The 26,192-nt window shown below is 29.6% G+C and carries 24 protein-coding genes; 15 read left to right on the top strand and 9 right to left on the bottom strand.

Annotated features, from left to right (window positions below; translation table 11 throughout):
• The first annotated feature begins 28 nt into the window (after positions 1 to 28).
• The 15 genes from AB8B23_RS00200 (at position 29) to AB8B23_RS00130 (ending at position 19,415) form a co-directional block, all read left to right on the top strand.
• A complete protein-coding gene (locus tag AB8B23_RS00200) occupies positions 29 to 1,330 on the top strand; it encodes an O-antigen ligase family protein (RefSeq protein ID WP_369712950.1) in 1,302 nt (433 codons plus the stop codon).
• Complete coding sequence (locus AB8B23_RS00195) at positions 1,323 to 2,333, top strand: capsular polysaccharide synthesis protein (protein WP_369712949.1); 1,011 nt, start codon at positions 1,323 to 1,325, stop codon at positions 2,331 to 2,333. The genes AB8B23_RS00200 and AB8B23_RS00195 overlap by 8 nt, the downstream gene beginning before the upstream one ends.
• A 143-nt stretch (positions 2,334 to 2,476) precedes the next feature.
• Entirely contained in the window at positions 2,477 to 3,640 is a 1,164-nt protein-coding gene (locus AB8B23_RS00190) for a glycosyltransferase (RefSeq protein ID WP_369712948.1), read from the top strand.
• Positions 3,641 to 3,663: 23 nt separating this feature from the next.
• Complete coding sequence (locus tag AB8B23_RS00185) at positions 3,664 to 4,758, top strand: glycosyltransferase family 9 protein (protein ID WP_369712947.1); 1,095 nt, start codon at positions 3,664 to 3,666, stop codon at positions 4,756 to 4,758.
• A gap of 140 nt (positions 4,759 to 4,898) precedes the next feature.
• Positions 4,899 to 5,993, top strand: a complete 1,095-nt coding sequence (locus AB8B23_RS00180; protein ID WP_369712946.1) for a glycosyltransferase family 9 protein — start codon at positions 4,899 to 4,901, stop codon at positions 5,991 to 5,993.
• Positions 5,994 to 6,024: 31 nt separating this feature from the next.
• A complete protein-coding gene (locus AB8B23_RS00175) occupies positions 6,025 to 7,581 on the top strand; it encodes a glycosyltransferase family 2 protein (RefSeq protein WP_369712945.1) in 1,557 nt (518 codons plus the stop codon).
• Positions 7,553 to 8,287: a glycosyltransferase gene (locus tag AB8B23_RS00170; RefSeq protein ID WP_369713944.1), complete on the top strand. Its 735-nt coding sequence runs from the start codon at positions 7,553 to 7,555 to the stop codon at positions 8,285 to 8,287. Before AB8B23_RS00175 ends, AB8B23_RS00170 begins: the two co-directional genes overlap by 29 nt.
• Before the next feature lie 323 nt (positions 8,288 to 8,610).
• Positions 8,611 to 9,678 (top strand): polysaccharide deacetylase family protein, encoded by a 1,068-nt coding sequence (locus tag AB8B23_RS00165; protein WP_369712944.1) that lies wholly within the window; start codon positions 8,611 to 8,613, stop codon positions 9,676 to 9,678.
• A gap of 44 nt (positions 9,679 to 9,722) precedes the next feature.
• A complete protein-coding gene (locus AB8B23_RS00160) occupies positions 9,723 to 11,480 on the top strand; it encodes an ABC transporter ATP-binding protein (RefSeq protein WP_369712943.1) in 1,758 nt (585 codons plus the stop codon).
• A gap of 72 nt (positions 11,481 to 11,552) precedes the next feature.
• Positions 11,553 to 12,158 carry a hypothetical protein gene (locus tag AB8B23_RS00155; protein WP_021743369.1) on the top strand — a complete coding sequence of 202 codons (606 nt, stop codon included), beginning with the start codon at positions 11,553 to 11,555 and terminating at the stop codon, positions 12,156 to 12,158.
• Positions 12,159 to 12,249: 91 nt separating this feature from the next.
• Positions 12,250 to 13,284, top strand: a complete 1,035-nt coding sequence (locus tag AB8B23_RS00150; RefSeq protein ID WP_369712942.1) for an RnfABCDGE type electron transport complex subunit D — start codon at positions 12,250 to 12,252, stop codon at positions 13,282 to 13,284.
• 17 nt (positions 13,285 to 13,301) lie between these two features.
• A complete protein-coding gene (gene mfd, locus AB8B23_RS00145; RefSeq protein WP_369712941.1) occupies positions 13,302 to 16,511 on the top strand; it encodes a transcription-repair coupling factor in 3,210 nt (1,069 codons plus the stop codon).
• Positions 16,512 to 16,636: 125 nt separating this feature from the next.
• A complete protein-coding gene (locus tag AB8B23_RS00140) occupies positions 16,637 to 17,938 on the top strand; it encodes an alpha/beta hydrolase-fold protein (RefSeq protein ID WP_369712940.1) in 1,302 nt (433 codons plus the stop codon).
• A 48-nt stretch (positions 17,939 to 17,986) separates the two neighbouring features.
• Complete coding sequence (locus tag AB8B23_RS00135; RefSeq protein ID WP_369712939.1) at positions 17,987 to 18,715, top strand: hypothetical protein; 729 nt, start codon at positions 17,987 to 17,989, stop codon at positions 18,713 to 18,715.
• Between the two features lie 31 nt (positions 18,716 to 18,746).
• Positions 18,747 to 19,415 carry a TIGR02206 family membrane protein gene (locus AB8B23_RS00130; RefSeq protein ID WP_369712938.1) on the top strand — a complete coding sequence of 223 codons (669 nt, stop codon included), beginning with the start codon at positions 18,747 to 18,749 and terminating at the stop codon, positions 19,413 to 19,415.
• Between the two features lie 117 nt (positions 19,416 to 19,532).
• On the opposite strand, the gene spoVG is transcribed toward AB8B23_RS00130, so the two are convergent.
• From spoVG to AB8B23_RS00085, 9 genes are all read right to left on the bottom strand, one after another.
• Complete coding sequence (spoVG, locus tag AB8B23_RS00125) at positions 19,533 to 19,817, bottom strand: septation regulator SpoVG (protein WP_147006314.1); 285 nt, start codon at positions 19,815 to 19,817, stop codon at positions 19,533 to 19,535.
• Between the two features lie 93 nt (positions 19,818 to 19,910).
• A complete protein-coding gene (locus AB8B23_RS00120) occupies positions 19,911 to 20,156 on the bottom strand; it encodes an RNA-binding S4 domain-containing protein (protein WP_369712937.1) in 246 nt (81 codons plus the stop codon).
• A gap of 18 nt (positions 20,157 to 20,174) precedes the next feature.
• Positions 20,175 to 21,167, bottom strand: coding sequence for a phosphate/phosphite/phosphonate ABC transporter substrate-binding protein (locus tag AB8B23_RS00115; protein WP_369712936.1), 993 nt, complete (start codon positions 21,165 to 21,167; stop codon positions 20,175 to 20,177).
• 96 nt (positions 21,168 to 21,263) lie between these two features.
• Positions 21,264 to 22,010 carry a biotin--[acetyl-CoA-carboxylase] ligase gene (locus AB8B23_RS00110; protein ID WP_369712935.1) on the bottom strand — a complete coding sequence of 249 codons (747 nt, stop codon included), beginning with the start codon at positions 22,008 to 22,010 and terminating at the stop codon, positions 21,264 to 21,266.
• A gap of 406 nt (positions 22,011 to 22,416) precedes the next feature.
• A complete protein-coding gene (locus AB8B23_RS00105) occupies positions 22,417 to 23,535 on the bottom strand; it encodes a sodium ion-translocating decarboxylase subunit beta (protein ID WP_369712934.1) in 1,119 nt (372 codons plus the stop codon).
• Between the two features lie 54 nt (positions 23,536 to 23,589).
• Entirely contained in the window at positions 23,590 to 23,964 is a 375-nt protein-coding gene (locus AB8B23_RS00100; protein WP_369712933.1) for a biotin/lipoyl-containing protein, read from the bottom strand.
• A gap of 29 nt (positions 23,965 to 23,993) precedes the next feature.
• Positions 23,994 to 24,344, bottom strand: a complete 351-nt coding sequence (locus AB8B23_RS00095) for an OadG family protein (RefSeq protein ID WP_147006319.1) — start codon at positions 24,342 to 24,344, stop codon at positions 23,994 to 23,996.
• Between the two features lie 57 nt (positions 24,345 to 24,401).
• On the bottom strand, positions 24,402 to 24,668 hold the full coding sequence (locus AB8B23_RS00090) for a hypothetical protein (RefSeq protein WP_147006320.1): 267 nt from the start codon (positions 24,666 to 24,668) through the stop codon (positions 24,402 to 24,404).
• 64 nt (positions 24,669 to 24,732) lie between these two features.
• On the bottom strand, positions 24,733 to 26,124 hold the full coding sequence (locus AB8B23_RS00085) for an oxaloacetate decarboxylase subunit alpha (RefSeq protein ID WP_369712932.1): 1,392 nt from the start codon (positions 26,122 to 26,124) through the stop codon (positions 24,733 to 24,735).
• Positions 26,125 to 26,192: the final 68 nt, after the last annotated feature.

Raw genomic sequence — 26,192 nt, 5'->3', positions numbered from 1 at the left:
AATAAAAAAAGAAAGAGAACTTAATATTATGAATAAAAAAATTAATTTAATTATAAATAGGATAGGATTTATTTTTTGTATATTAGTGGGAATGGCCTTATTTTTATCAGAAAAATTTGAAAACAATGTTGCAATACGTGTCTTGTCATTAATATTTATAATTGCCATGATTTCAAGAGAAAATAGGAAAACGCTATTTAAATCTCTGGATATTGAATTTTCAATAGAATTGCTGCTTTTTATTTTTGTTCCATTTATAATAGCATATTTTGATGGCGGAATAGATACTCGTCTAGATAACTATATTCTTCGTTATCTTATTTTCTTTCCATTTATCTTTTTTGTAAAGGATATGAAAAAAGTTATGATTCTTCTAAAAGCTACGCTTTTTAGTGCCGTAATAGTTATGATTCTTGCTACTTTCAATTTTATAAAAGACTATAAAGAATGGGCAAATCCAGTAGGCATGTATTATCCAAGAATTACTGCTATTTTGACTGTCCAGGATTTTGCAAATATAATGTGTATAATTTTGCTATTTCTGATGTCTTTTTTATTTTTCTATAAAAATGAAAATAATAAAAAGAATAAAATAATAAAAATCTTTTTATTTATAATGACAACATTAACATTTTTCCTGGTTATTGTAAACAGATCGAAAATGGTATATATCTGTCTATTACCAACAGTTTTCTACATTATATTCAAAAAAAAGAAAAAATATGTTCTAGCTGCAATCCTTATCTGTTTAGGCGGATACTTCGTTCTTCCAAACTCAATTACAGATAGACTACAGTATATTGTAAATTATGAAAAAGATCCTTCCAGCAACCTGAGAGTCATCTTTTGGAAAACAGGACTTGAGGCCTTTAGACAAAAACCTATACTGGGCTGGCAATGGGAAGATAGGAAAGAATTTAATCTTGAATATTACAAAAAAACTGGTGTTAGCAATTATGTCCATCAAAATTTTCTTGATAAGCTAAGCGAGTGGCCGATTTATTATGTGCATACACACAGTACTTATCTTCAGTTCCTGCTGGATTTTGGAATTGTGGGAATTCTGTTCTTTGTGATATTTTTTGTAAGTACTTTCATGAAGGCAGCCTCTATGAACTTTTCTAAAAATAAGGAAAATATTGATAGCAGGCTAGTTGCTCTTGAAATTGGTACAAAAGCGGCTCTTGCGGCATGGGCAATACAAGGGATTACTGATATAAACCTAAATAATAAATATATGATTATAACTTCAGTAATATTGTTGTTTTTACTGAATTATTTATGGAAAGAAAAAATAAAACTAGAAAAGAGACAAGACAAAAATGAATAATTATAAATTTAATATTTCAAAACTTGATAGGCTTAACAAAAAATTAAGGCAAAAACCATATAAATATATATACAAGGAAATGATGCCAAAAAAATTATTTAATAAAATCCAAAACAGAGTTTACTTTATAACTCAAAAAATGGTTGGAGAAGACTGGAATGAGCTTTTAAATGAATATTTTACAAAAGGTATCAAAACAGAGCAAATTAAGCAAAAAAAATCATTTGAGAATGAAAAAATTATATGGCAGTTCTGGGGGCAAGGATGGGATTTTGAAAAATTGCCTGATGTAGTGAAAATAAGCTATAAATCTGTACAAAAATATAAAAAAGACTACACAGTAATACACTTGGATATGAATAATATAAACGATTATCTTGAAATACCAGAATATATTTTACAAAAGCTTGAAGCCAAAAAAATAAATTTTGCACATTTTACAGATATAATAAGACTCGCTTTACTAATTAACTATGGTGGAGTGTGGATTGATGCGACAATTTTGCTTACAGACTATTTGCCACAGGAATATTTTGAAATGGACTATTTTATGTTCCAAAGAGATGACAGCCTTAGTTTAGAAGAGAAAAAAGACTGGGAAGAATACGATGATTTTTATTTTTCGTGGAATGAAGAAATGAAAGTCAGAGTATTAAATAGCGTAATTTTTGCAAAGAAAAACAATGAAGTATTGAAAGTTTTGCTAGATATGCTGCTAATCTTTTGGAAATATAACGATTTAGCTCCAAACTACTTTTTCTTTCAAGTGTTGTATACTGAGTTAATCGAAAATTATTACAAAGATAAAAAATGTAAAGTTGTCTCAGATACATTGACACACGAAATGATAAGAGTCTGGTTTGATAAATTTTCACAGCAAAAGCTGGATGAAATAACTAAAAGAATCAATATTCACAAACTTACATATAAAATTGACGCTGGAAAACGGGATACAGCAGGAAGTTTTCTGGAACATTTTAAAAAAATGTATGAAATAGACTAAAATAGCTGTATAAAGTGATTAAAATAATATTTTTTACAATATTTCTTCTAAAAAATTCATAATAACATAAATTTTAAGTTTTTAGAGTATTGTAGATTGATATAAAAAAAGAATATTTTATAGTAATTAAGAATGGGGAAAAAATGAAAGTATTGGTATTGCACGGACATCTTAGTATGGGTGGCGAAGAAAGAGTTTTACTTAGTGTTTTAAAAAATCTGGTGGAACTGAATTACGATGTTGATTTACTTATAACTTGGAATCATGGAGAAAATAACTTATTTGAAAATGAAATTCCTGAAAAGGTAAATTATAAATTCTTATTTGATAACTATAATGGCAAAAATAAACTTATTAAAGAAATTTATCGGATAAGGGCAAAGACAACTTATTTGAAAAAGGTTGAAAAAATAATAAAAGAAAATAAATATGATGTTATTATAGATTATTCTTCAAATTTATTGAAATATAATAATTTTGATATAAAAGTGCCTGTATTTGCCTGGATTCATTTCTCACTTACTTTTGGAGAAAAACTAAGTGCAGATAAAATAGAAAAATATAAAAAACAATATAAAAAATATGATAAGATACTGGCAATCTGTGATACAATGAGAGATGAATTTGTGGAAATTTTAGGAATGGATAAAAACAAAGTGGAACTTGTCTACAATCCAATAGATTTAGAAGCTGTTCGTAAAAAAGCTGAAAATATTGATAAAAAGTATGAAAATTATTTAAAGCAGGACTATTTCCTGCAAGTTTCACGTTTGACAGAACAGAAGCAGCCTGAACATCTTGTCGATATTTACTATAAATTAAAACAGCGTGGAATAAAAGAGAAGCTTTATTTCATTGGAAATGGTGAAAAAGTGGAGCTGATTAAACAAAAAATTAAAGAATATAAGCTGGAAAATGATGTAATTCTGCTTGGGCAAATTGAAAATCCATATCCATTCTTTAAAAATGCTAAATTATTTGTGCATACTGCAAAATATGAAGGTTTGCCAACTGTATTGCTGGAAAGCCTTGCTTTTGGAACACCTGTTGTGGCATATGACTGCCCTACTGGACCAAAAGATATATTAGGAAAAAATAGTGAATATGGGAAACTGATTCCTTTAAACGATAAAGATGTATTCGTAGAAAAAGTTTGCGAATTGATGAGTGATGATGAAAAATATAATAATTATAGAAAAATATCATTAGTTAGAGCTGATGATTTTTCAATGAAAAATAATAGAGAAAAACTCAAAAAATTAATAGAAAATATAAAAACTCTAAAAAATATTAATAACTATTTATAATTTAATGTAAAGAAAGGGTTCACATGAGTATAATAAACAGTATAAAATCCAAGATAATAATATGGCTGTTTGGCACTAAAAAAAAGCATAAGGATATCAATTTAAAAAACATAAGAACCATTCTTCTTAATCCAAAAGATTCAATTGGAGATACTTTAATGTCTTTTTCCTATGCCAGACAATTAAGAAAAATATATCCTGATATTAAGCTTGGAATGGTCGTAACAGACAGAAATATAGAATTTGCCAAATTAAGTAATGAGAACGAACATATAATTGATGTTATCGTAAACCGTAAAGATGTACTTAGAAATTCTAAAAAATGGGATGTATTACTGGACTTTCTAAGCAAGGAAAATACAAAAAGAATGATTTGGAAAAAAATATTGAATCCGAAAATTACAATAATTTTTGGAGAAAATTATGAAGGACATCACTACAATAAAGAAATTCTAAAAAACTATGACTTTGATTGTACTCCTCCAATGGAAACTCATATTATAGATTATTTAATTGATTCAGAATTTTCAAAATATTTTAAGATAGAAAAGCAAAAGCCACATATTGAACTTTTACAGCAGGACATTGACAAAATGGAAGAATTTTGGAATTCCAGTTTAGAAAATTCATATAAAAAAGTAAAAATTCTATTAGTTCCACAGGGAAGCGATAGAGAGATGAATCCTGGCGAAGTTTCACAGCTTCTCAATAACATTTCTGAAGAGAAAATGAAAAAGGTAAAGATTATTATGGGCAATACAAACGGAAGTGATGAATACTTTAAAAAGCTAAAGCCTCTAGTAAACAAGAAACTTGATATTTCCTTATCGCCACAATTTGATATTAGAAAATATGTTTTGTTTATGGCTACATCTGATATAGTTGTAGGAGTTGATGGAGGAGGCATTCATATAGCAACTTCATTAAACAAGCCGTTACTTAGCTTTTATGCAAATAATAAATATAATTTATGCAGGTGGTCTCCTAAAACAACTGCCGATAGTCTCCAAACAATTTCAAGAACTGCTGGGAACCATAATCAGACCTATAATTTTTCACTATCAAAACCAATACAATGGTTAAATACTCAAATTGAAAAAATATCTGAAACTAAATAAATTTATTTAAACATCTATTCAAACTTTAATATTTCTTAATAAATATGAATAAAGCTTGGATATAATACAAAACTACAAAGGAATTATACGTTATCCTCAAACTAACGTAAATAAATATATCTGTATAAGGAATAAAAGGAATGAATAAAATAAACTGGAAATTTTATAGACCATATAGGGATAAATTGGTGGACAAAAAAAATAAGATGCTAAGTCACATATTTGATAAAAAGAAAAAGAATATTAATCTTATACCTTCAAATATAAAGCGTATTTTATTTCTAAGAACAGATGGAAAAATTGGAGATTACATAATAAGCTCCTTCATCTTTAGGGAAATAAGAAAAAATTATCCCAACATAAAAATTGATGTTGTTGCAGATAAATCCCTCGAAAATTTGTTAAAACTAAACAAAAACATTAATAAATATTACATTCTTGACAGGAAAAAGATGCAGGAGTGGAGAAGTATTGCAAAAACACTTGGGAAAAATAACTATGATGTCCTTTTTGATTCAACTGAAGGGCTAAAATACAAGCAAGTTTACCTTCTAAACAGGGTAAATGCAACCGTAAACGTTGGATACAACAAGGATGGATACCATATTTACAATAAAAACATAAAGCAGAATAACACTTTAAAAATGATTCAAATTTATAAGCAAATGGTAGAAAGTGTAAATATTGAAATAAAAGACACAAAATATGATATTCCTGTTTCCGAAGAATCTGAAAAAAATGTAGCCAAATTTCTTGAAGAAAATAATGTGAAAGATAAAATAATAGCATTAAACTTTTTTGGAGCATCAAGAGGAAGAAAGATAAACGAGGAAAATGCACTTATTATAATAAAAAGATTGGGAGAAATGTACAAGGATTACACAATTATAATTCTAGATTCACCAAATGACAGGGAAACAATACATAATATCCTAAAAAAAACGGATAATAAAAATGTTTTATTTTTTGAAAAATCTAAAACAATCCTGGATTCTATATCAATAATTAATAGCAGTGATTTAGTAGTATCGCTTGATACTTCGATTTTACATATTGCCGAAGGATTGAATAAGAAAATAATGGCTTTTTATGGTCCAAAGATTAATAAAAATAAATGGCGTATAAGGGAAGAAGGCAATATATTAATTGATTATCCTGAAAATCGTATTAATGATGTAAACTTTGAAAAAATGTTTGATGAATTGTGTCAAAAGAATGCTCTGCCTGCTGTTTAGGAATTAAAAAATATGAAATAGGAGAATGCTGATGAAATTATCCGTAGGAATAATAACTTTTAATGAGGAAAACAGAATTGGGAAAACTTTGGATTCAGTAAGAGAAATAGCTGATGAAGTAATAGTTGTAGACAGCGGAAGTAACGACAGAACTGTGGAAATTGCACTTGCGAAGGGAGCAAAAGTTTTTGTAGAAAAATGGAAAGGATATGGACCGCAAAAAAATTCTGTTTTAAAAAAATGCAAGGGTGAATGGATTTTATTGATAGATGCTGACGAAGTAATATCGCCACAGCTGAAAGTAAAAATAAAATCAATTATAAACAGTGAAAATCCATCAGGTGATGTTTACAAAATTAAACTGCGAAATATAGCTTTCAAAAAAGAAATAAAATTTGGCGGATGGGATGACTATGTAATCAGATTATGGAAAAATGGAAAAGTAAAAATAAATAGCCGTGAAGTTCATGAGCAGTACCAGACTGACAGTCAAATAAAAAAAATAAAAAAAATGATAATCCATTATACTTACGATAGTATAGAGGAATTTCTTGAAAAATTAAATAGATATACTTCCCAAAGTGCTAAAGAATATATAAAAAAAGGTAAAAACCCAAGTTTTATAAAAATATATTCCAAAATGCTGTTCAGGTTTATAAAGATGTATATTTTGCAGTTGGGGTTTCTAGATGGCTATGAAGGGTATTTGCTTGCTAAATATAGCTCCATCTATACGATGACAAAATATACAAAATTACGTGAAGAATATTATAATAATTTAGGAAACGATACTTCCCTTGTTATTACTACATACAATTGGCCAAAAGCTTTGGAAGCTTGCTTAAATAGTGCATTAGATCAAACTGTTACACCAAAGGAAATTATAATTGCTGATGATGGCTCAAAGCAGGAAACAATAGATTTAGTAAAAAGATTTCAGCAAAGTTATCCTCAAAGCAATATTATCCATTCGTGGCAGGAAGATAAGGGATTTCGGGCTGGAATGTCTAGAAATAGGGCGATAAGCAAGGCAACAGGTAATTATATAATAATAATTGATGGTGATTTGATATTAAATAGGCATTTTGTTGAAGATCATATAAAAAATATGGAAAGAGGTTGTTTTATTCAAGGTTCACGAGTTATAACTTCACCAGCTATGGCAAAGGAAATAATGGAAGGCAAAAAAATAAATCTTTTTACAAAAGGGCTTAAAAACAATATGAATATGGTAAGAAGCAAACTTCTTTCAAAAATTTTTACAAAAGTAGATAGAAATTTACGTGGAGTAAGATCTTGCAACATGTCCTTCTTTAAAGATGATTTAATTAGAGTAAATGGTTTTGAGGAAGAAATAGAAGGTTGGGGAAGAGAGGATAGTGAACTTGCCGTAAGGCTGTTTAATATTGGATGTAAAAAGAAAAAACTCAAGTTTGAGGCTTTGACTTGCCATTTATATCATAATGAAAATGATAGAAGCAGGTTGAAAAAAAATGATGAATATTTGGCAAAGGCAATAGAAAATAAAAAAACAAAAGCTAAGAAAGGGCTTGATAGATATGAAAGAAGTAACGCTGGTAATAACTAGCTGCGGAAGATTCGATCTGCTGGAAGAAACGCTTGACAGCTTTTTTGAATACAATACTTATCCAATTAAAAAGATAATAATTACAGAAGACAGTACTGAAGGGAAAAAATTGGAGAGATTAATTTCAAAATATAACGATAAAAATAATAATTTCAAGCTTATAGTTAATGAAACACGGCTGGGGCAATTAAAGTCAATTGATAAGGCTTACCGTGAGGTTGATACTAAGTATATTTTTCACTGTGAAGATGACTGGAAATTTTTGAAAAAAGGTTTTATTGAAAAATCAATGGAACTGATGGAGGAAGATGAAAAAATTCTAGTTGTTGGATTACGTGATAAAAAAGACTTTGTAAAAGATTTTTTTTATGATAAAGACTATATTTCAAAAAATGGCGAAAAATATTATAGTGTAAAAGGTGAAATATTTACTTATAATCCAGCCTTAAGAAGAAAAAAAGATATGGACTTATTTGGGCTTCACGAAAAATTGGAAAATCAGAGATATGAGGAAGTTTTATCTAATTTTTATAAAGAACATGGGTTTAAAACAGTATTTTTTAAGGAACCATATGTAACACATATTGGAAATAAAAGACACGTTCATTTTAGTAAAAATCGTAAAAATACTGTATTAAGCTTTAAAATTGATAGATTTATAAAAAAAATCAGAGCAAAAATCTTAAAGTTGAAAGGAAAATTATAATTATATTTTAATAAATATTTTTCTTATTTTTTAGTTGTTATTTTTTTATATTTCGTATAAAATATAGGTATAAATGGTTATAATAATTCCATTTTACATTTAATATCAAACTTGTATATCAAACAATCTTAGGTTTGGCTTAAATATTTATAATTTTTGAATTTGTTTTTAAAATAATATAAAATTAAAAAGAATAAATATAAAAACCTTTAATTTATGTTGAAGTATAAAATTAATATCTATTAAAATAAAAAATATTTACTAAAGTAATTATTTTTCAGTATTTAGAATAATTTTACTATTTGTAAATAAAGGATGGAAAAATGATATATTTATTTTTAATAATAATTCTACTATTTTTTATATTTGTCATTTATAACAAAACTAGAAAAAATTTTGTTTTATGTCTTATGTATCATAGTGTTGACAGTGAAAGAGGAAAAGGTGGAATTTTTGTAGATGAATTTGAAGAACATATAAAATGGATAAAAGATAAAAAAACTTTTAAAATGGAGGAACTAAAGGGATTAAATTATATATTGCCACAAAATTCAATATTAATAACGTTTGATGATGGTTATAAAAATAATTACACTTTAGCTTTTCCAATTTTGAAAAAATATAATATGAAAGCTACGATTTTTTTAAATACAAAATTTATTGAAAAAGATGAAGCTTATTTAAATTGGGATGAAATAAGAGAAATGTATAAAAGCGGACTGATTGACTTTCAGCTTCACACACATTCTCATCAGTTAACAGTAAAGGATATTGAAGTGCTTGCTTTTTATGATAATGAAAGTTCGCCATATTTTAAAAGAGAAAGCTATAATTTATTTTTTGAAGGAAATTATGATGAAAAAAAAGATATGGAAAAATTAAATGGACTTCCAGTATTTAAATTAAGAAGTAAAATTTCAATTCCTGGATATAGACTAAAGAAAGACTTTGTAGAAAAATATAGAAATATAACAGAGTTTCAAAAAAATAATAAATCTGAAAAAGAAAAAAAAGAATTTTTAAATAAATTATTTAAAGAAAAGCAAAAAGAATTTTTTGATAAAGTTAGTGAAGAAGAGTTTAGAAAAATTGTGGAATTTGAAATTCTTGAAAATAAAAAAATTATTGAAGAAAATCTTGGAAAAACTCCAGATTGCCTTGCATATCCTTGGGGTCACCGATACAAAGGGAACCGGGAGGATATAAGAAAATTGGGAGTTGATGTATTTATTACTACAAGAAAAGGTGTAAATTCATTGAAACTTAATAAAAACTGGATTTATCGTGTAAGTGGAGACGATTTTAAAAGTTTTGATGAATTTAAAAATGAGCTGACTGATGGAAGTAGTCCATATTATAGAAAATTACAAAAAATTTTCATAAAAAAATAACTGTGGAGAGGTGTTAAAACAATAATTATACGAAAGGTAAATATATGAAAAAAATAGAACTAGATTTTGGAGTAATTCAAAAATTAAAAAAATATATAAAAAAATATTATATATTAATCATACTAAATCTTTTACTTGCAACAATATCATCTCTTGTTTCTTCGGCTCCAATAGCTTTGGTAAAAAGGTTATTTGATAGGGGTATTGCGGGAAAAAGCGAAAAGGATATTTTGTATGCGGCAGGAGCAATGATAATGCTTGCAGTAATTGGTGCAGTTCTTATGTATTGGAATACAATTTTTTCAACTGTAATCTCATCTTCTATCTATAAGGATATAGTTACTGATATTTATAATAAAATACAGACTTTAGATATGGAATATTTTTCAAGCAAAAAAATAGGAGATATAATGACACGTGTAATGACAGATCCTAGTAACATAAATTCTATTATATTAGAAATTTTTGATATGATTTCTGAAATAATAAAAGTGATATTTTTTTTAGGAATAGCATTTTACATAGATTTTGATTTGACTTTAGGAGTTATGATTGTTACTCCAATCCTTGTAATTACAGTAAGAAGATATGCAAAAAGACTAAAACGTTCAGGAAAACAGCGTCAAGAAGCATTAGATGGACTAAATTCCAAATTACAGGAAACATTGTCAGGAATTAGGATTATACGGGCATTTGCTACAGAAGAGTATGAAATAAATAATTTTAAGAAAAAAAATAATAATTTAAAAAAAATTGCTGTAAGATCTGCTAGATACAATGCAAAAGCTAACTCCATTATGGAAGCTTTAAATTACATAATAATAGCACTTCTATTAATGTTTAGTGGATATCGTGTTTTGAGGGCAAAAAGTTTTACGCCTGGAGACTTTATTACAATAATAGGTGCTATCTCATCAATGTACACACCTGCAAGACGCGCCATAACAAGATTTAATGCAATAAATGTAAATTTATCCTCAATTACAAGAGTTTCTGAAATTCTGGAAGAAATTCCAAGTATTGTGAATCGACCAGACTGTGTGAAATTTAAATATTTTGCAGATAATATAAACTTTGAAAATGTAGATTTTCATTATAAAGATAATCCTGAAAAAATATTAAAAAATATCAATTTAAATGTAAAAAAAGGAGAAACTGTAGCTTTTGTCGGAAATTCAGGTGGTGGAAAATCCACACTTGTAAATTTAATACCAAGATTTTTTGATGTATCGGATGGTTCAATAAAGATTGATAGAATTGACATCAGAAATTATGATATTAAAAGCCTTAGAAAAGCGATAGGAATTGTGCCACAGGAGACGTTCCTATTCGCAGGAACAATTCTTAGTAATATAAGATATGGCCGCCAGGACGCCACCAAAGAAGAAATTATAAAAGCTGCTATTCAAGCTAATGCACATGAATTTATTGAAAATCTGCCTGATGGATATGATACAGAAATTGGAGAACGTGGAGTAAAATTGTCAGGTGGACAGAAACAAAGAATTGCAATTGCACGTGCAATCTTAGAAAACCCTCAAATATTAATTTTGGATGAAGCGACTTCAGCTCTTGATAATGAATCTGAAAAGCTAGTTCAGGACGCACTTGAAAAACTTATGAAAGGAAAAACTACATTTATTATCGCTCATAGGTTGACAACAATCGAAAATAGTAATAAAATAGTGGTAATACAAAAAGGAGAAATAAAAGAGGTAGGAAATCATAATGAATTAATAAGCAAAAATGGAATTTACAAAGCGTTATATAATAAAAACTTTGATATTTCTAATAAAAATTAACAAAAAATTATTGTGATTCATTTATATAAATTATATCTTATTTAAATAAATAAAAAGTTAGGAGAAAGAAATATGAAGCAAGTCAAAAGTGTCATTTTATTCCTATTGTCAGTTGTATTAGTGGCATTTGGAAGTCAAGATTCAAAAAATCCCAAAAATATAATTAAACAACTGGGAGATGAAACCAAAAAAGTTGGTGACAAAATAAAAGAAGTTAAAAAAGATGATAAAACTGATGCCAAGAAGAATGATTCAAAACAGCAGCCTACGCAACAGCAACCTACCGCAGTAGTAAATCCTGCACAGCCTCAGCAGCCTGCACCAAATATGCCGCAACAACAAGCAGCACCACAACAGCCTGTAGTAACTGATCCAAATGCACAAAATCAAATGCCAGGTGTACCAAATGAAAACGGACTTAATGGAAAAAGAGGTAACAAAAAAAATAGAAAAAATAATAATGGCTTGTATAAAGTACCTAAACATAGCCGTCTAAAAAACAATAATTCTTCTGCGGAAGTAGCGCCACAGGAAAAACCATCAAAAGTTAAATCACAAGATTCTGCTCCGAAATCAACCGGAGGAAGCAGTAGCGGATCTGGAAGCGGAAGTAGCGGAGGAGGAAATAATTCCGGAGGTTCATCGTCTGGTGGTGGAGATTCAAGCTCGTCAGAATAGACAATTATATCAGAAGTTTGTCTAACAACTTTTTACTGGGGTTAAGCAAAAATAAAATTAAATTATAAAAGAAAGGTAGTGAAATTTTAATATGTTTAGAAAGAAAAAGGAATTACAGGAAAATATAACAAAGACAAATATAGATATTTTAGTGTCTCTGCTTCCTATGTTGTTTGTTGCATTCTTTATTTATGAAACAACACCACTTCTAGTAATTTTATCAGCAGTAGGAGCTTCAGAAGCGGTAGACATAATATTTTCATTAATAATACAGAAAAATAAAGGAACATTAAAGGATCTTTCGGGAATTACAATAGGAGCTTTGACAGGGCTTGTTCTTGCTCCATTTACTCCACTTTATGTAGCAGCATTTGCAGGAGGGACAGCGACATTATTTGGAAAAGCTGTATATAGAGGGACAGATAAAAAGATTTTTAATCCAGTAATATTAGGAAAATTATTCGTATTGACGTTTTTCCCAGCTATTTTAGCCCCAAATTCACAAGCGTGGACTAATTCAGATGTGTTAAAAATTTCAGGACAGAACATGACAGGATTAGCTTCATTTATTCTAGTAGATAGAGGGATTATTGGTGAACTTTCAATAGTTGCCATGGTTATAGGAGCAATATATCTAATCTTTAGAACAAAGATAACATGGCATATTCCTGTATCATTCTTTGTTACAATCTTCTTTGGATACTATATTACAGCAGCTTATAATATTAATGTAGTAACTACTCTTGGAGAAATTATTTTTATGGGAATTTTTGTATTAACAGATAGCTTTACTACCCCTAGACATGGACTTGGAAAAGTATTTTTTGGATTTTTAGCTGGACTTTCTACAATAATATTCTGGTTTTTAGGAATTCATACTGAAGCAATTATTTATTCCGTATTAATTTTAAATCCTTTCACAAAACCTATAAATACAATATTTAAGCCAAATGTATTTGGTGTTGAATCTGTTTCTTTTGCTGAAATAATACAAGGGATTGGTTTTGCAATTATTGTAGTTTTAATTGTATTTGCAACATCTTACCTGCATACTTATGGATTTATTCCATATATTGTTTATATTTATGTTGTATACGGAATATGGCGATTATATAACAACAGATAAAAAAGGGAAGGCTTTTTATGAACTTTAACTTAAGTTTTTTAGATAAAATAGAAAAATTAAAAGATAAAAAAATAGATATTTTACAATCAGAAAATAATTTTTACCGCGGTGCAATTCCGTGGTTTTTATTATGTTCGAAAAAGAAAAAGATAATTTATATTTCCACATCCAATAGAAATTTGGAAAATTATCATGCAATGCTGGAAAATTACTATGAAATGTCAGAAAAACAAAAAGATATTTTAATGAAAAAATCTAAAACTGGCAAAAAAAATAGTAAAGAGAATATAAATAAGCTAGAAGATAAAAAAATAATTGATATTTTTGAAAATATTTCACAAAATAAGGAAGATATAACAGGAATAAATATAAGACTGCTGGATATTTTAAAAAATCAGGAAAAATTTATTTTATTTGTAAATTTACAGATTACTTTGGATATTTTTTTTGAAAAAGTTAAGTTTTTTTCCTTTGAGATTGGAAAAGAATATAGTTTTACGAAAATTGTGGAATTTCTTGTAGAAAATGGGTATGAAAATTCATATTTGATTGAGAAAAAGGGGCAGTACAGCAGACGTGGGGATATTCTTGATATTTTTCCGCCAGATTTGGAAAATCCTGTTAGACTGGAGTTTTTTGGAGATGAGCTGGAAAGTATAAGGGTTTTTGATATTGATAGCCAGATTTCTGTGGAAAAGATGGAAGAAATAAAAGTTTTTGGAAATTTGCTTTCTGGAAATAATTATGAATTGATTGAGCTTATTGATGAATTAAAGGCGGAAGATGTAACGATTGTTATTGAAAATGAGGAATTGTTGGACTATAAAATGGAAGAGTTTATTTTGCTTGACAGAAGCCGTGAGGAAACTTATCGAAAAAGGTATGAAAATCTGAAGAAAAAAAGCATTTTTGTGCAGACTAAAAATTTTTCGCAGGAGCAGATTGAGACTTTCAGGGATAAAAATAGGCTTGAAAAATTGTCAAAAATTGAAGATATTTATATTTTTACGAATAACTATGAGAAGAAAATGGCTGAATTTGGACAAATTCTGACTGAAAAGGAAAACAATCTGGAAATTGAAAAATATGAGCTGTTTGAAGGATTTATCTTTAATGACAATTCAGAAAATCTAGATACTAAAAATAGGAAAAATAATTTTATTGTGCTGACAGACAGGGAGCTTGACGGATATATTTACGAGCGAAAGAAAAAAACAGCAAAGGCTATAAAATATAAAAAAGTCAATCAGATAATCGAAGGCGATTACGTAATCCATGTTCAATATGGTGTTGGAATTTATAAAGGAATTCAGACAATGGATGAGCGGGATTATTTGAAAATTAAATATGCCGATGAGGATATTTTGTATATTCCTGTAGAAAAACTTGATAGATTGGAAAAATATGTGTCAAATGATACAGAGCCACAGTTATTCAGGCTGGGGACACGTGGATTCAAGCGGAAAAGGAAGAAAATTGAAGAGGATATTCAGAAATTTGCGGCGGAACTTATCAAAATACAGGCAAGACGGCAAAGCCAGAACGGTTTTGTCTATCAGAAGGATACTGTGTGGCAGGAGGAATTTGAAGCGAATTTTCCATTTGAGGAAACCGAGGATCAGAAAAATGCAATAAATGACGTGAAAAAGGATATGGAAAGTCCACAAATAATGGACAGGATTGTCTGTGGAGATGTTGGATACGGGAAAACGGAAGTTGCGATGAGAGCCGCATTTAAAGCGATTGACAATGGAAAGCAAGTTGTTATGGTGGCTCCGACTACGGTGCTTGCAGAACAGCATTTTGAACGATTTAAAAGAAGATTTGAAAATTATCCGATTACGATTGAGAATTTATCACGGCTTACGAAAAGTAAATCCAAGGACATTTTAAAAAATCTGAAAAGTGGAATCATTGACTTGGTTATTGGAACTCACAGGCTTTTGAGCGATGATGTGCAGTTTAAGAACTTAGGACTTTTAATTATTGATGAAGAGCAGAAATTTGGCGTAAAGGCTAAAGAGAAGCTGAAATCCCAAAGGGAAAAGCTGGATGTGCTGACATTAACTGCGACTCCGATTCCACGTACTCTAAACCTTGCGATGCTTGGAATCCGTGAAATTTCCATAATTGACACTCCGCCAACGAACAGACTTCCTATTATAACAGAAATTCTGGATTGGGATGAGGAAACAATAAAAATGGCGATACTGCGTGAACTGTCACGTGATGGGCAAGTTTTCTATATTTATAATGATGTAAAAAATATGAAGGAAAAATTGAAGGAACTGAAGGAAATGCTTCCAGACTTTGTAAAAATCGAATTTATAAATGGACAGCTTCCGCCAAAGGAAATTAAGGATAAGTTGTTGCGTTTTGAAAATGGGCAATTTGACATTCTGATTGCTTCAACAATTATTGAAAATGGAATTGATGTGGGAAATGCCAACACTATTTTGATTGAAAACTTTACTGGTTTAGGCTTATCGCAGGTGTATCAGCTGAAGGGGCGTGTAGGGCGTAGCAACAGGCAAGGATACTGTTATTTATTAAAAACGAGAAATATTACAAAGCAGGGGCGGCAAAAGGAAGAAAGCATGCTAAAAGTGGAAGGGATAAAATCAGGAGGTTTTCAAATTTCGATGGAAGACTTGAAAATACGTGGCGCTGGGGAAATTTTGGGAGACAAGCAGCACGGAACGATTGAAACTTTTGGATATGATTTATATATAAAAATGCTAAATGAGGAAATTCGTAGGCAAAAGGGCGAGTTTGTTGAAAAAATTGAAAATGTGGAAATTATTCTGGATGAAAGAGGATTCATTCCTGAAACATATATTGAAAAAGATGAAAGGCTAAATATCTATAAACGTTTTGCAATGCTGGAAACAGATAGCGAATTAACTGATTTGCTTGATGAAATTAGAGATAGATTTGGGAAAATTCCAGAACAGATGAAAAAATTTATTTTAAGCATTAAATTAAAATTATTTGCTGAAAAATACAAAATTCAGAGAATTTTTGAAATAAGAAATCATTTTGAACTGTACTTTTTGGAAAATGCACAGAAAGAGCAGGCAGAATTAAATGAAAAATTTGAGATGAAGAAAGTTATAAAAACTATTGATACAGTAAGTCCGAAAGGGAAAAATAAAGAGGAGGATACAGTTGATAATCTTGTTGTAATGAAAGTAAGAAAATTGGAGTTTTTAACTGTTGTGGAATAAATTCAAAAGGTATTCATAAACAGAAATTAGTTTTTATTTTAAAATTTTGAAATATATAAAAATTGTGGTAAAATTTATAAAAGGGGTTATTTAATTGAATAAAAATTGAGAAGGAGAAAGTGTATATGAAAAAAGTATTATTATTTCTAGCAATATTTGGTATGTTATTGTCAACTGGTATTATTTCAGCAGAAACTACTACTACATTAAAAACAGAAAAGATAAAATATCCAAAAGGAATAAAAAATGTAACATCTGTAACAGAAGTCTTTGGAAATGGACAGCAGATTACACATATTATTATAGAATTGAATGAAAAAGTAGTAAATTCACAGCTTTCAAGGGATACCTTCGCCGTATCAGGCAGAACTGTGGAAAGAGTTTATTCAAATACTCAGCCTGAAAAAACAAATATTGTTAAAGATGGAAAATATATAATTATTGAGCTAAATCCAAAAGACAAGGAAGCTTCCTTGCGTATAGAAGGCGGAGCTGAAATAGGTTTTCAAATGAGAAAGGCAACTTCCAAAATAACACAAAAAGAAGATATTTTATTCACAAATGGAAAAAAAATGGAAAAAAGCATTGCAATATTTGAAAATAACAAAACAAAAAATTTAGTTGTAGAAAATTTTAAGCAATTTGTATTTAAAGATCCAAGAACTGGAACAAGTGTTAAATATAATTTGTATATTCCAAAAAATTTTGACAGAAATAAAAAATATCCACTTGTACTGTTTATGCACGACATGGGTGTTTTAAGTGAAGATACGAAAACTACACTTCTACAGGGAAATGGAGCAATTTCTTTTGCGACACCTGAAGAACAGGCAAAACATGAGGCATTTGTACTAGCTCCACAATATTCTAGACAAGTTGTTGATGACAATGGTGATATTACAAGTGATCTGGAAGCAACTGTCAATCTAGTAAGAGAATATCTTCCTTCCAGATATAATATTGATACTAAGAGAATTTACGCCACTGGACAGTCAATGGGTGGAATGATGGCAATTGTTATGAATTCCAAATATCCTGATTTGTTTGCCGCTTCATATCTAGTCGCATGCCAATGGGATGACAAGGAAACCGCGCCAATGGCAAAAAATAACTTATGGATTTTAGTTTCTACGGGAGATGCAAAAGCTTATCCTGGAATGAATGCCATAACAAATGAACTTACAAAAATGGGAGGAACTGTGACAAAAGAAACATGGAAGGCTGACTATACAGAAGGACAGTTTCTAGAAAGTACAAGAATACTTGCCGCACAAAAATCAAATATAAAATATACAACACTTGAAAAAGGGACAAATCCATACTTGCCAAAAGATGCCAATCCAGGCTCTGAACATTCAGGAACTTGGAAAGTAGCTTATAGCATACCTGGCATTAAAGACTGGATGTTTTCTCAAACGAAGCAGTGAACAGCGTTAAAGAATTTTAAATAAAAATTTGAAAGCGAGAAATAAAAAGTGGAAGAATTAAGAGAAGTATTGAAAACTGAAGATTTAACACAAACTGAATACCAAGGCAGAACTTTTGAAGTATTAATAAAATCATTTAAAACACATAAAAAGTTTTTATTTCCAGCTTTTGTATTGTTTGGAATTAATGGATATGTATTAAAAAACTTTATTGTGTTTCACACAATCAGCAAAGAAGAACTAATTACAAGTTTTTTAATTACAGTGGCAATTGAGTTTATACTAAGTTTATTTCAAAATAGTGTTATAAGCAAAATTAGAGGGAAAAATGAACTGGATAAAACTAATTTAATATTTAAGTCCATTGTTCTAAGTATAATAATGACTTCAATAAATTTTAGTATTCTTATGATGAGCAACAACTTGGCATCCTCTATAATTACAATTGTGCTTGCACTCTGTTTTTCATATTTCAGACAAGTTTATCTATCTAGAGACCTTAATTTTTTTGAATCTATTGAAGAAAATTTTAAACTTCTAGATGGAAATAGAAAAAGGATTATTATACCTTTTATTGTTGTTAATATAATTTTTTATATTTTATCTTTCATTTTTCTCGTATTCGCTGTAATAATTGGAAATTATTCAACAGACGCTAGTTCAGAGCTGATGGTAATAGTCATTTTAGTTCTGTTTAAACTGGCAGATGGAATAAATGAATTTTACAGAAAAATTTTAGCAAGTATAATTTTCTTAAATGTAGAAGATAATCAATAAATCAAATGAAAAATTTAGAAAGGAGACGCTATTGACTTTTAGTTATTTTAGCCCTATTCATATAGAAACTTTTATTGTTTCAATTTTATTTTGCATATTTTTATTCTATATTCCAAAATTTTTTAAGAATATAGATATAAAGAAATATTCAATATTTTTAGGATATTTTTTGTTAACATTTAAAATAGTTGATTCGATTTATAGGCTGATGTATCAGAATGAACCTATAACCAATGTTACACCTGTGCATCTTTGTAATTTTGCAGCAATTTTTGCAGGATTGTATTTAATTTTTAGAACAAAATTTTTATATAATGTAGTTTATTATTTAACTTTTGGGCCAGTATTGGCACTAATTCTGCCTGGGATAATTTACTATCATGACAACTATTATGTCTATATTTTTATGATAATGCATGCACTTATTGTATTCACAGCTTTTTTTGGATATGAGTATCTAGATGAAAGACCTACAAAAAAAGGATTTATTCAATCAATAATCGCATTACTTCTTATATTTCTTTATGCGTTTATCTACAACTTTATCTTTAAGGAAATAAATGCAATGTTTTTAAAAAGTCACATTATTCCACAAGTGAAGTTTATAAATCCTATCTGGTTATATGATATTGTTCTGATTTCTACAATGATTTTTTTAGAATTTTTGTTATATTTGCCAGTTATGAAAAGAAAAGTTTAATATGAATTTTTGGAAAAGTTTTAAAAAATAAGAAGAAAGAAAAGTACACCACTGATATTAGTATTATTATGTATCTATAATTTTAGTATTTTAGGTGTACTTTTTTATTAAAAAATTTTATTCAGTTTCAGATTGAGCTGCACTTTCCTGCTCAAATTTTTCCAAAATAACTTTTGTTATTTCAGCACGAAGTTCAGGTTTAATTGGATGAACTATGTCCTTAAATTCTCCATTTGGCATTCTTCTTGATGGCATTGCCACAAACAATCCGTTTTGTCCATCGATTATTTTTAATCCATGAATTACAAAACTTTCATCAAACGTGATGTCAGCATAAGCTCTTAATCTCTCATTGTTCTCTGTTTGTTTTCCAATTCTAATACGAATATCAGTTACTTTCATAAGTCTTCTCCTTGTTTGTATAAATTTATCTTCCACTATAATTATACCCTATTTATCCTAAAAAACAAGAGATAAAACAATATTTCCTCATAATTATCCAATTATTTCAACATATTCGTCAATAAGTTCTTTTTTAAGGCTTTCAGGTGGCAAATCCAAAACTTTTACCTTTATATTCTTGTTAAAATACTTTATGTCAAAAATATCGCCTTTTTTTACATCATAAGAAGATTTTTTCTGCTCTCCGTTTACAGCAATGTTTCCATTATCTGCCAATTCTTTTGCCACTGTTCTTCTTTTTATAATTCTTGTTACTTTTAAAAATTTATCTAAACGCATTTTTCCCCCTCTATTTTATTACTTTATATTTTTCATTCCTTCGTACCATGCTGTATTTGTTTCCACAAATCCAACATTTGGGTTTTCTTTCAAGAAAAGACCTCTTACTTTACTCTTCTTGTCACTGAAAATATGTGGATTATCAGTTGTTGATTTAGCTAAAAGAGCCTTCTTGATTTTTTCCTGATCCTCTTTTGCCAAAGTTTTTGTATTAAATACGATTGGACCGTTATAAACTGGAATTGATTTTATAACTGTAAAGCTTTTTCCAGCATAATCTCCAAATGGTGCAACTGCCCCTTTTTTCACTTTATATGTGGCTCCTGAATTAAAGTCTTTTCCAGCAGTCAGCTCATAAATTGTGAATGATTTTGGAATAGCAAATGTTGCAACATCGACATCTCCTTTAAATAATAGAACTTGTGCTCCAGGATGCGAATTTCCAAACATAACTTTTGAAAATACTTTATTTCCAAGCACTTCATCCGTATTTTTTAATCCAAATTCTTTTACAATGAAATTAGCTGGTATCTTAAATCCAGATGTTGAGCTGTTTGTAACAAATCCCATAGACTTACCTTTTAACTTCTTCAAGTCAAATCCATCTCCAGAACGGTATTGATTAGCATCTTCTGCTCTAACTGCAATAAAGCTGTAATAACGTGCATCTTCTAATGTCCCACTTTCTCCAGCATTTGTAAGCACAGCCTCAATATCCTTTGTTCTCTGTCTAGCATTCAAATATGCTTCGGCTCCTATATATGCAATCTGAGACTGTCCAGAAACAATATTCTCAACTGTAATATTATAGTCAGTCGTTGTAACAATTTCAACTTTTTTCCCAGTTGCTTCCTGCACAACCCGTGCAAACTCTTCACGTGATTTTTTCAACGAATCATTAGTTTCATTTGGTAAAAATACAATTTTGATTGTATCGTTTTTCTTGCCACAACTAATAGTAAACAGCAAGATTGCTAATAATAATAAACTTCTTAAAATATTTTTTTTCATAAATACCTCCTAAATAGTACAAATAAAATATAGTTTATTATAACATTTGTCATTTGCATAGTCAATTCTCTATAAAAATAAGTTTAATAATTTAGTCTAATAATAAACTATCTTTTCAAAAATCTCCCCAACCGAAAAACTCCTAACTTCCCTTTCTCCAGCCTCATTTTGTTCCATTAAAACTTCGATTTCTCCATCTTTATTAATATTATGTGCAATTCCTGAAACAACTTCATTTCCAAATTTTAACTCAATTCTTTTGCCTTTCAGATAGTTTATTTTATTTATTTTATCCAAAATATTTTCCCATAATCCATTTTCCAGCTGTTTACATAATATTTGAAACTCTGAAACAATATTTTTTATAACTTCATCAATTTGATATTTCTTATTTGTTAATTGTGTCAATGAAATTGCCTTATTTTGTAAGTTTTCTGGCAATATGTTATTCACATTTATCCCAATTCCAACAATATAGACATTTTCTGTTTTTTCCAGCAAAATACCGCATAATTTCTTGTTTTTCAAATAAACATCATTTGTCCATTTAAATTTATATTCTAAATTTTCAATTTTCTTTAATCCATTTATTGTTGCAAGACCGGCAATCAAAGGTAATTTTAAATAATTCTCGATTTCCCAGTCATCCCTTTCCTTTAAAAAGAAACTAAAAAGCGCCATTCCATCCATAGATACCCAGTCATTCTGTCTGCGTGCCTTCCCATGAGTCTGCATTCTAGCAGAAATAACATCAAATTCTTCATGACTTTTGTGATTTCTTCGTAAATACTCGTTTGTCGAATCAAGTTCATCAAATTTATATAGATTTATATTTTCTTTCATTTTTTCTCCTAAATTTATTCTAATACCATTTCCCATTTATCCTAAACTCCGTTTAAAATAGAAATAATTTTTTATAATATAGTTGTTTAACAGCTAATTTATAATCATTCAATTAAATTGTTTTTTATTATTTTTTATATATCTTGATTAATAAATATTTTTTCATTTTTATTTTCGTAGGATTGCTCATTGCCGCAAATCCTACCACCTATGGCTAGTCTACGACATTTCTCTGCACTGACAACTCGCTACACTCAAACAGTTTTGTCAGCACAGAAAAATTCTTCGATGGATTATTTATACTAGACTTTTTTTGACGAAAATTATATTTTAATTATTTAAAAATACATATAAAAAATCACTCTCACTAAGTATAAAATTTTAGATTAATGAGAGTAATAATTTTTTATCTGAATATTATTAAAAGAACTCCAGCAGCAACGGCTGATCCAATTACACCTGCTATATTTGGTCCCATTGCATGCATTAACAGAAAGTTTTTGGGATTTTCTTCCTGCCCTAGTTTCTGTACAACTCTTGCCGCCATTGGAACTGCTGAAACCCCTGCTGCTCCAATCATAGGATTTACTTTTCCTTTTGTGAGTTTGTACATTATTTTCCCAAACAGCACTCCTCCTACTGTCCCAAAAGAAAATGCAATTAACCCAAGAATAATAATTTTTATTGTTACCAGACTCAAAAAATGCTTTCCGTCAGCAGTTGCTCCAACAGTCATTCCAAGTACTATTGTAATACAGTATAACATGGCTCCTCTTGCATGTTCAACTAAATTTGAAACAACTCCAGCCTCCTTTATAAGATTTCCGAGCATTAACATTCCGATTAATGGAGCTGATGATGGAACTAGAAGAATAACAATAATTGTTACTGCAATTGGAAAAATTATTTTTTCTCTTTGACTTACAAATCTGAGCTGTGTCATTTCCACCATTCTTTCCTTTTTTGTTGTCAAAAGTTTTATAATTGGAGGTTGAATTACAGGAACTAAAGCCATATATGAATAGGCTGCGATAGCGATTGATCCTAGTAAATGTGGTGCCAGTTTTGTTGTCAAGTAGATGGCTGTAGGTCCGTCAGCTCCTCCAATAATTCCAATTGAAGCTGCCTCTTTTCCAGTCAGTCCCAGTAAAATTGCTCCAATAAATGCTATAAAAATTCCAAGCTGTGCAGCCGCTCCTAGCAGCAGACTTTTTGGATTTGCAATTAGCGGTCCAAAATCAGTACTTGCTCCTATTGCCAAAAATATTAGCGGTGGATAAATACCTAATTTTACTCCTTGATATAGATAGTATAAAAGTCCACCTTTTTCCATAAGCCCTTCATTTGCAACAGCAGGCAAATTTGCGAGCAGCATCCCAAAGGAAATAGGAAGCAATAGATAAGGTTCATATTGTTTTTTTATCGCCAGATACAACAAAATTAGCGAAATTATTATCATTATAATCTGTCTTCCAGTTATCATTGATATTCCTGTTGTTCCATAAAGAATTTTTAGTAATTCCATTTGAAAACCATTCCTTTCTTTAAGGTTTTTAGTAATTTATTAGATTTTTATATTTTAAGACAATACCACTAAAATATCATCAGTATTTACTGTATCACCCTTTGCCACTCTAATTTCGCTTATAGTTCCATCACAAGGCGCTACAATTGGATTTTCCATTTTCATAGCTTCTAATACCACGACTTCATCTCCTGCTTTTACCTTTTGTCCAGTTTTTGCTTTCACATCTACTATAAGTCCTTGCATAGGGGCTTTTATTACTTCACTTCCTTCAGTTTCCTTTTGTAAAGGTGGATTTTCATTCTTGCTTACGTCTTGCTTACTGTCTGAACTGGCTGAAGTTTCAATAGTTCCTTCTTTTTCTGAAACATCTTCCACTTCTACTTCGTAAACTTTTTCTCCGATTCTAATTTTATACAGTTTAATCATTTTTTCTGTACTCCTTTGTATTTCAGATTTTATTTTATTTCCCTAATATTTTTTATTCTTATACGGCTATCCTTGTTATCTCCAGCCGCTTCAATCAAAGCTGCCATCATTGCTGCCAGCATAGTTTCATCTTTTATTTTTTCCATATTAAATTTTTGTTCACTATCTAATTTTTGCTGCTTTTCCAGAATTTTACCATCATTTCTTTTTTTATTCTCAATATCTGCATTTTTTTCCTCATAGGCTGAAAAATATTTAAAAAATGACAATACAAATGAAATCAAAAATAATATAAAAAAAACAATCAGCATACTGACAACAGTTATATAAATGGCATCTGCAAAAGTTACAGCCGAATTTCCAAATAAAATACTTTTCATATTTTAAATTATTCCTTTCAATTTTTTGAATTGCTAAATTTAAACAGTTTCTGCATATTACTTTATTTCGTAATAACTATCAAATTTTTCCTTTTGCGAGAGTTTCATTTTATTTCTCAAATGAACCATATCACTTACAATTCTTTCTTCTATATGGCTTAAATTGTCCCAATCTATAAGATTTTCTGCATCACGTGTCTTATTTATTTCCATATCAAGTTCCGATATTTTTTCAAGCAATGCTTTTTTGTTCCATCTTGTATTTTCATACCATTCCGTTATTTCCTTTAATTTTGTCTTGAAGTAATCTATATCTAAGTTCATTTTTTTCACCTCTCTTTTTAAACTGCCTATTCTATTATATTTCAATTTTTATTTCTAAAAACTTTTAAAAAACGACATCAATATTCTGAATACTAATTTTCTCTTCCGAGTTTTTTTCTTCGTACTTTTCTTTCAGGTAATCTTTTGCAATCTGTGGAAAACATGCGTATGTTAGAACATCTTCATCAGATTTTGCCAGACTTCCTATTTCATTCTTCATTGTGTCATATTCATTTTGTAGTAAATCGGCAGGCCTTCCAGTAAATATTTCATCATTTCCAATTATAACCGCCTTAATTTCGTCCGAAATTTTTACAGGCGATTTCCCATACATTCCTTTTACATAATCTTTAATTTCCTTTGGAATCATCTTGTATCTCTGTCCTGTCAAAACATTAAATACCGACTGTGTCCCAACCATCTGGCTCATCGGCGTTACTAAAGGTGGATAACCTAGGTTTTTTCGGACTTTTGGAATTTCACGAAGCACATCTTCATATTTATCTTCCGCTCCTTGTGCCTTCAGCTGTGACAAAAGATTTGAGAGCATTCCGCCAGGAAGCTGATATTCCACAATGCTTGGCTCTACAGCAAGAGCCTTAGGATTCATTGTTCCATTATCAATATATTTTTTTCTTATAGGTTTAAAATACTCTGCGACTTCCTTTAAAAGTTCAAGATTTAACCCTGTATCGTATTTCGAGCCTTGCAAGGTTCTAACAAGCGATTCCGTAGGCGGCTGTGAAGTTCCGCTTCCAAAAGGTGAAATTGCCGTATCCACAATATCCACTCCAGCTTCAATAGCTTTTAATGTACTCATTCCCGCTAGTCCCGCCGTTGCGTGAGTATGCAGTTCAAGAGGTATATTCAAAATCTCTTTCAGTTCACTTACAAGTTCGTAAGCCACATTTGGAAGCAAAATTCCTGACATATCCTTTATAGCAATAGAATCTGCCCCCATACTCTGCATTTCCAAAGCCAGTTTCTTATAGTATTCTATCGTATGAACAGGACTAATTGTATAACAGATAGCAAGCTGGCTATGTCCTCCATATTTTTTTGTACTTTCTGATGCCTGCCTTATATTTCTTGTGTCATTTAAAGCATCAAATGTACGAATTATATCAATTCCATTTTTTATTGAAAGTTCTACAAATTTATCTACAATATCATCTGCATAATGCCGATAACCAAGTAAATTTTGTCCTCTCAGCAACATCTGAAGTTTTGTATTTTTAGCTCTTTTTCTGATTTCTCTTAATCTTTCCCACGGATCTTCATGCAAAAATCTGATTGCTGCATCATAAGTTGCTCCGCCCCAGACTTCCATTGCATAATACCCAACTTTATCCATAGTTTCTATTATTGGAAGCATTTCGGCAGTAGTCATTCTTGTCGCCATAAGTGACTGATGTCCGTCCCTTAACGATGTTTCCGTTATTTTTACCTTTCCCATAAAAACCTCCATATTTTAGTAAACATTTAAAAATTGTTATAAAACAGACAGTTAAGCATATCCCAAAC

The sequence above is a fragment of the Leptotrichia sp. HSP-342 genome, assembly GCF_041199995.1.
Classification (GTDB): Bacteria; Fusobacteriota; Fusobacteriia; order Fusobacteriales; family Leptotrichiaceae; genus Leptotrichia; species Leptotrichia mesophila.
Note: the sequence above shows the minus strand (reverse complement) of the source record. Positions and strands in the feature narration are given on the sequence as shown.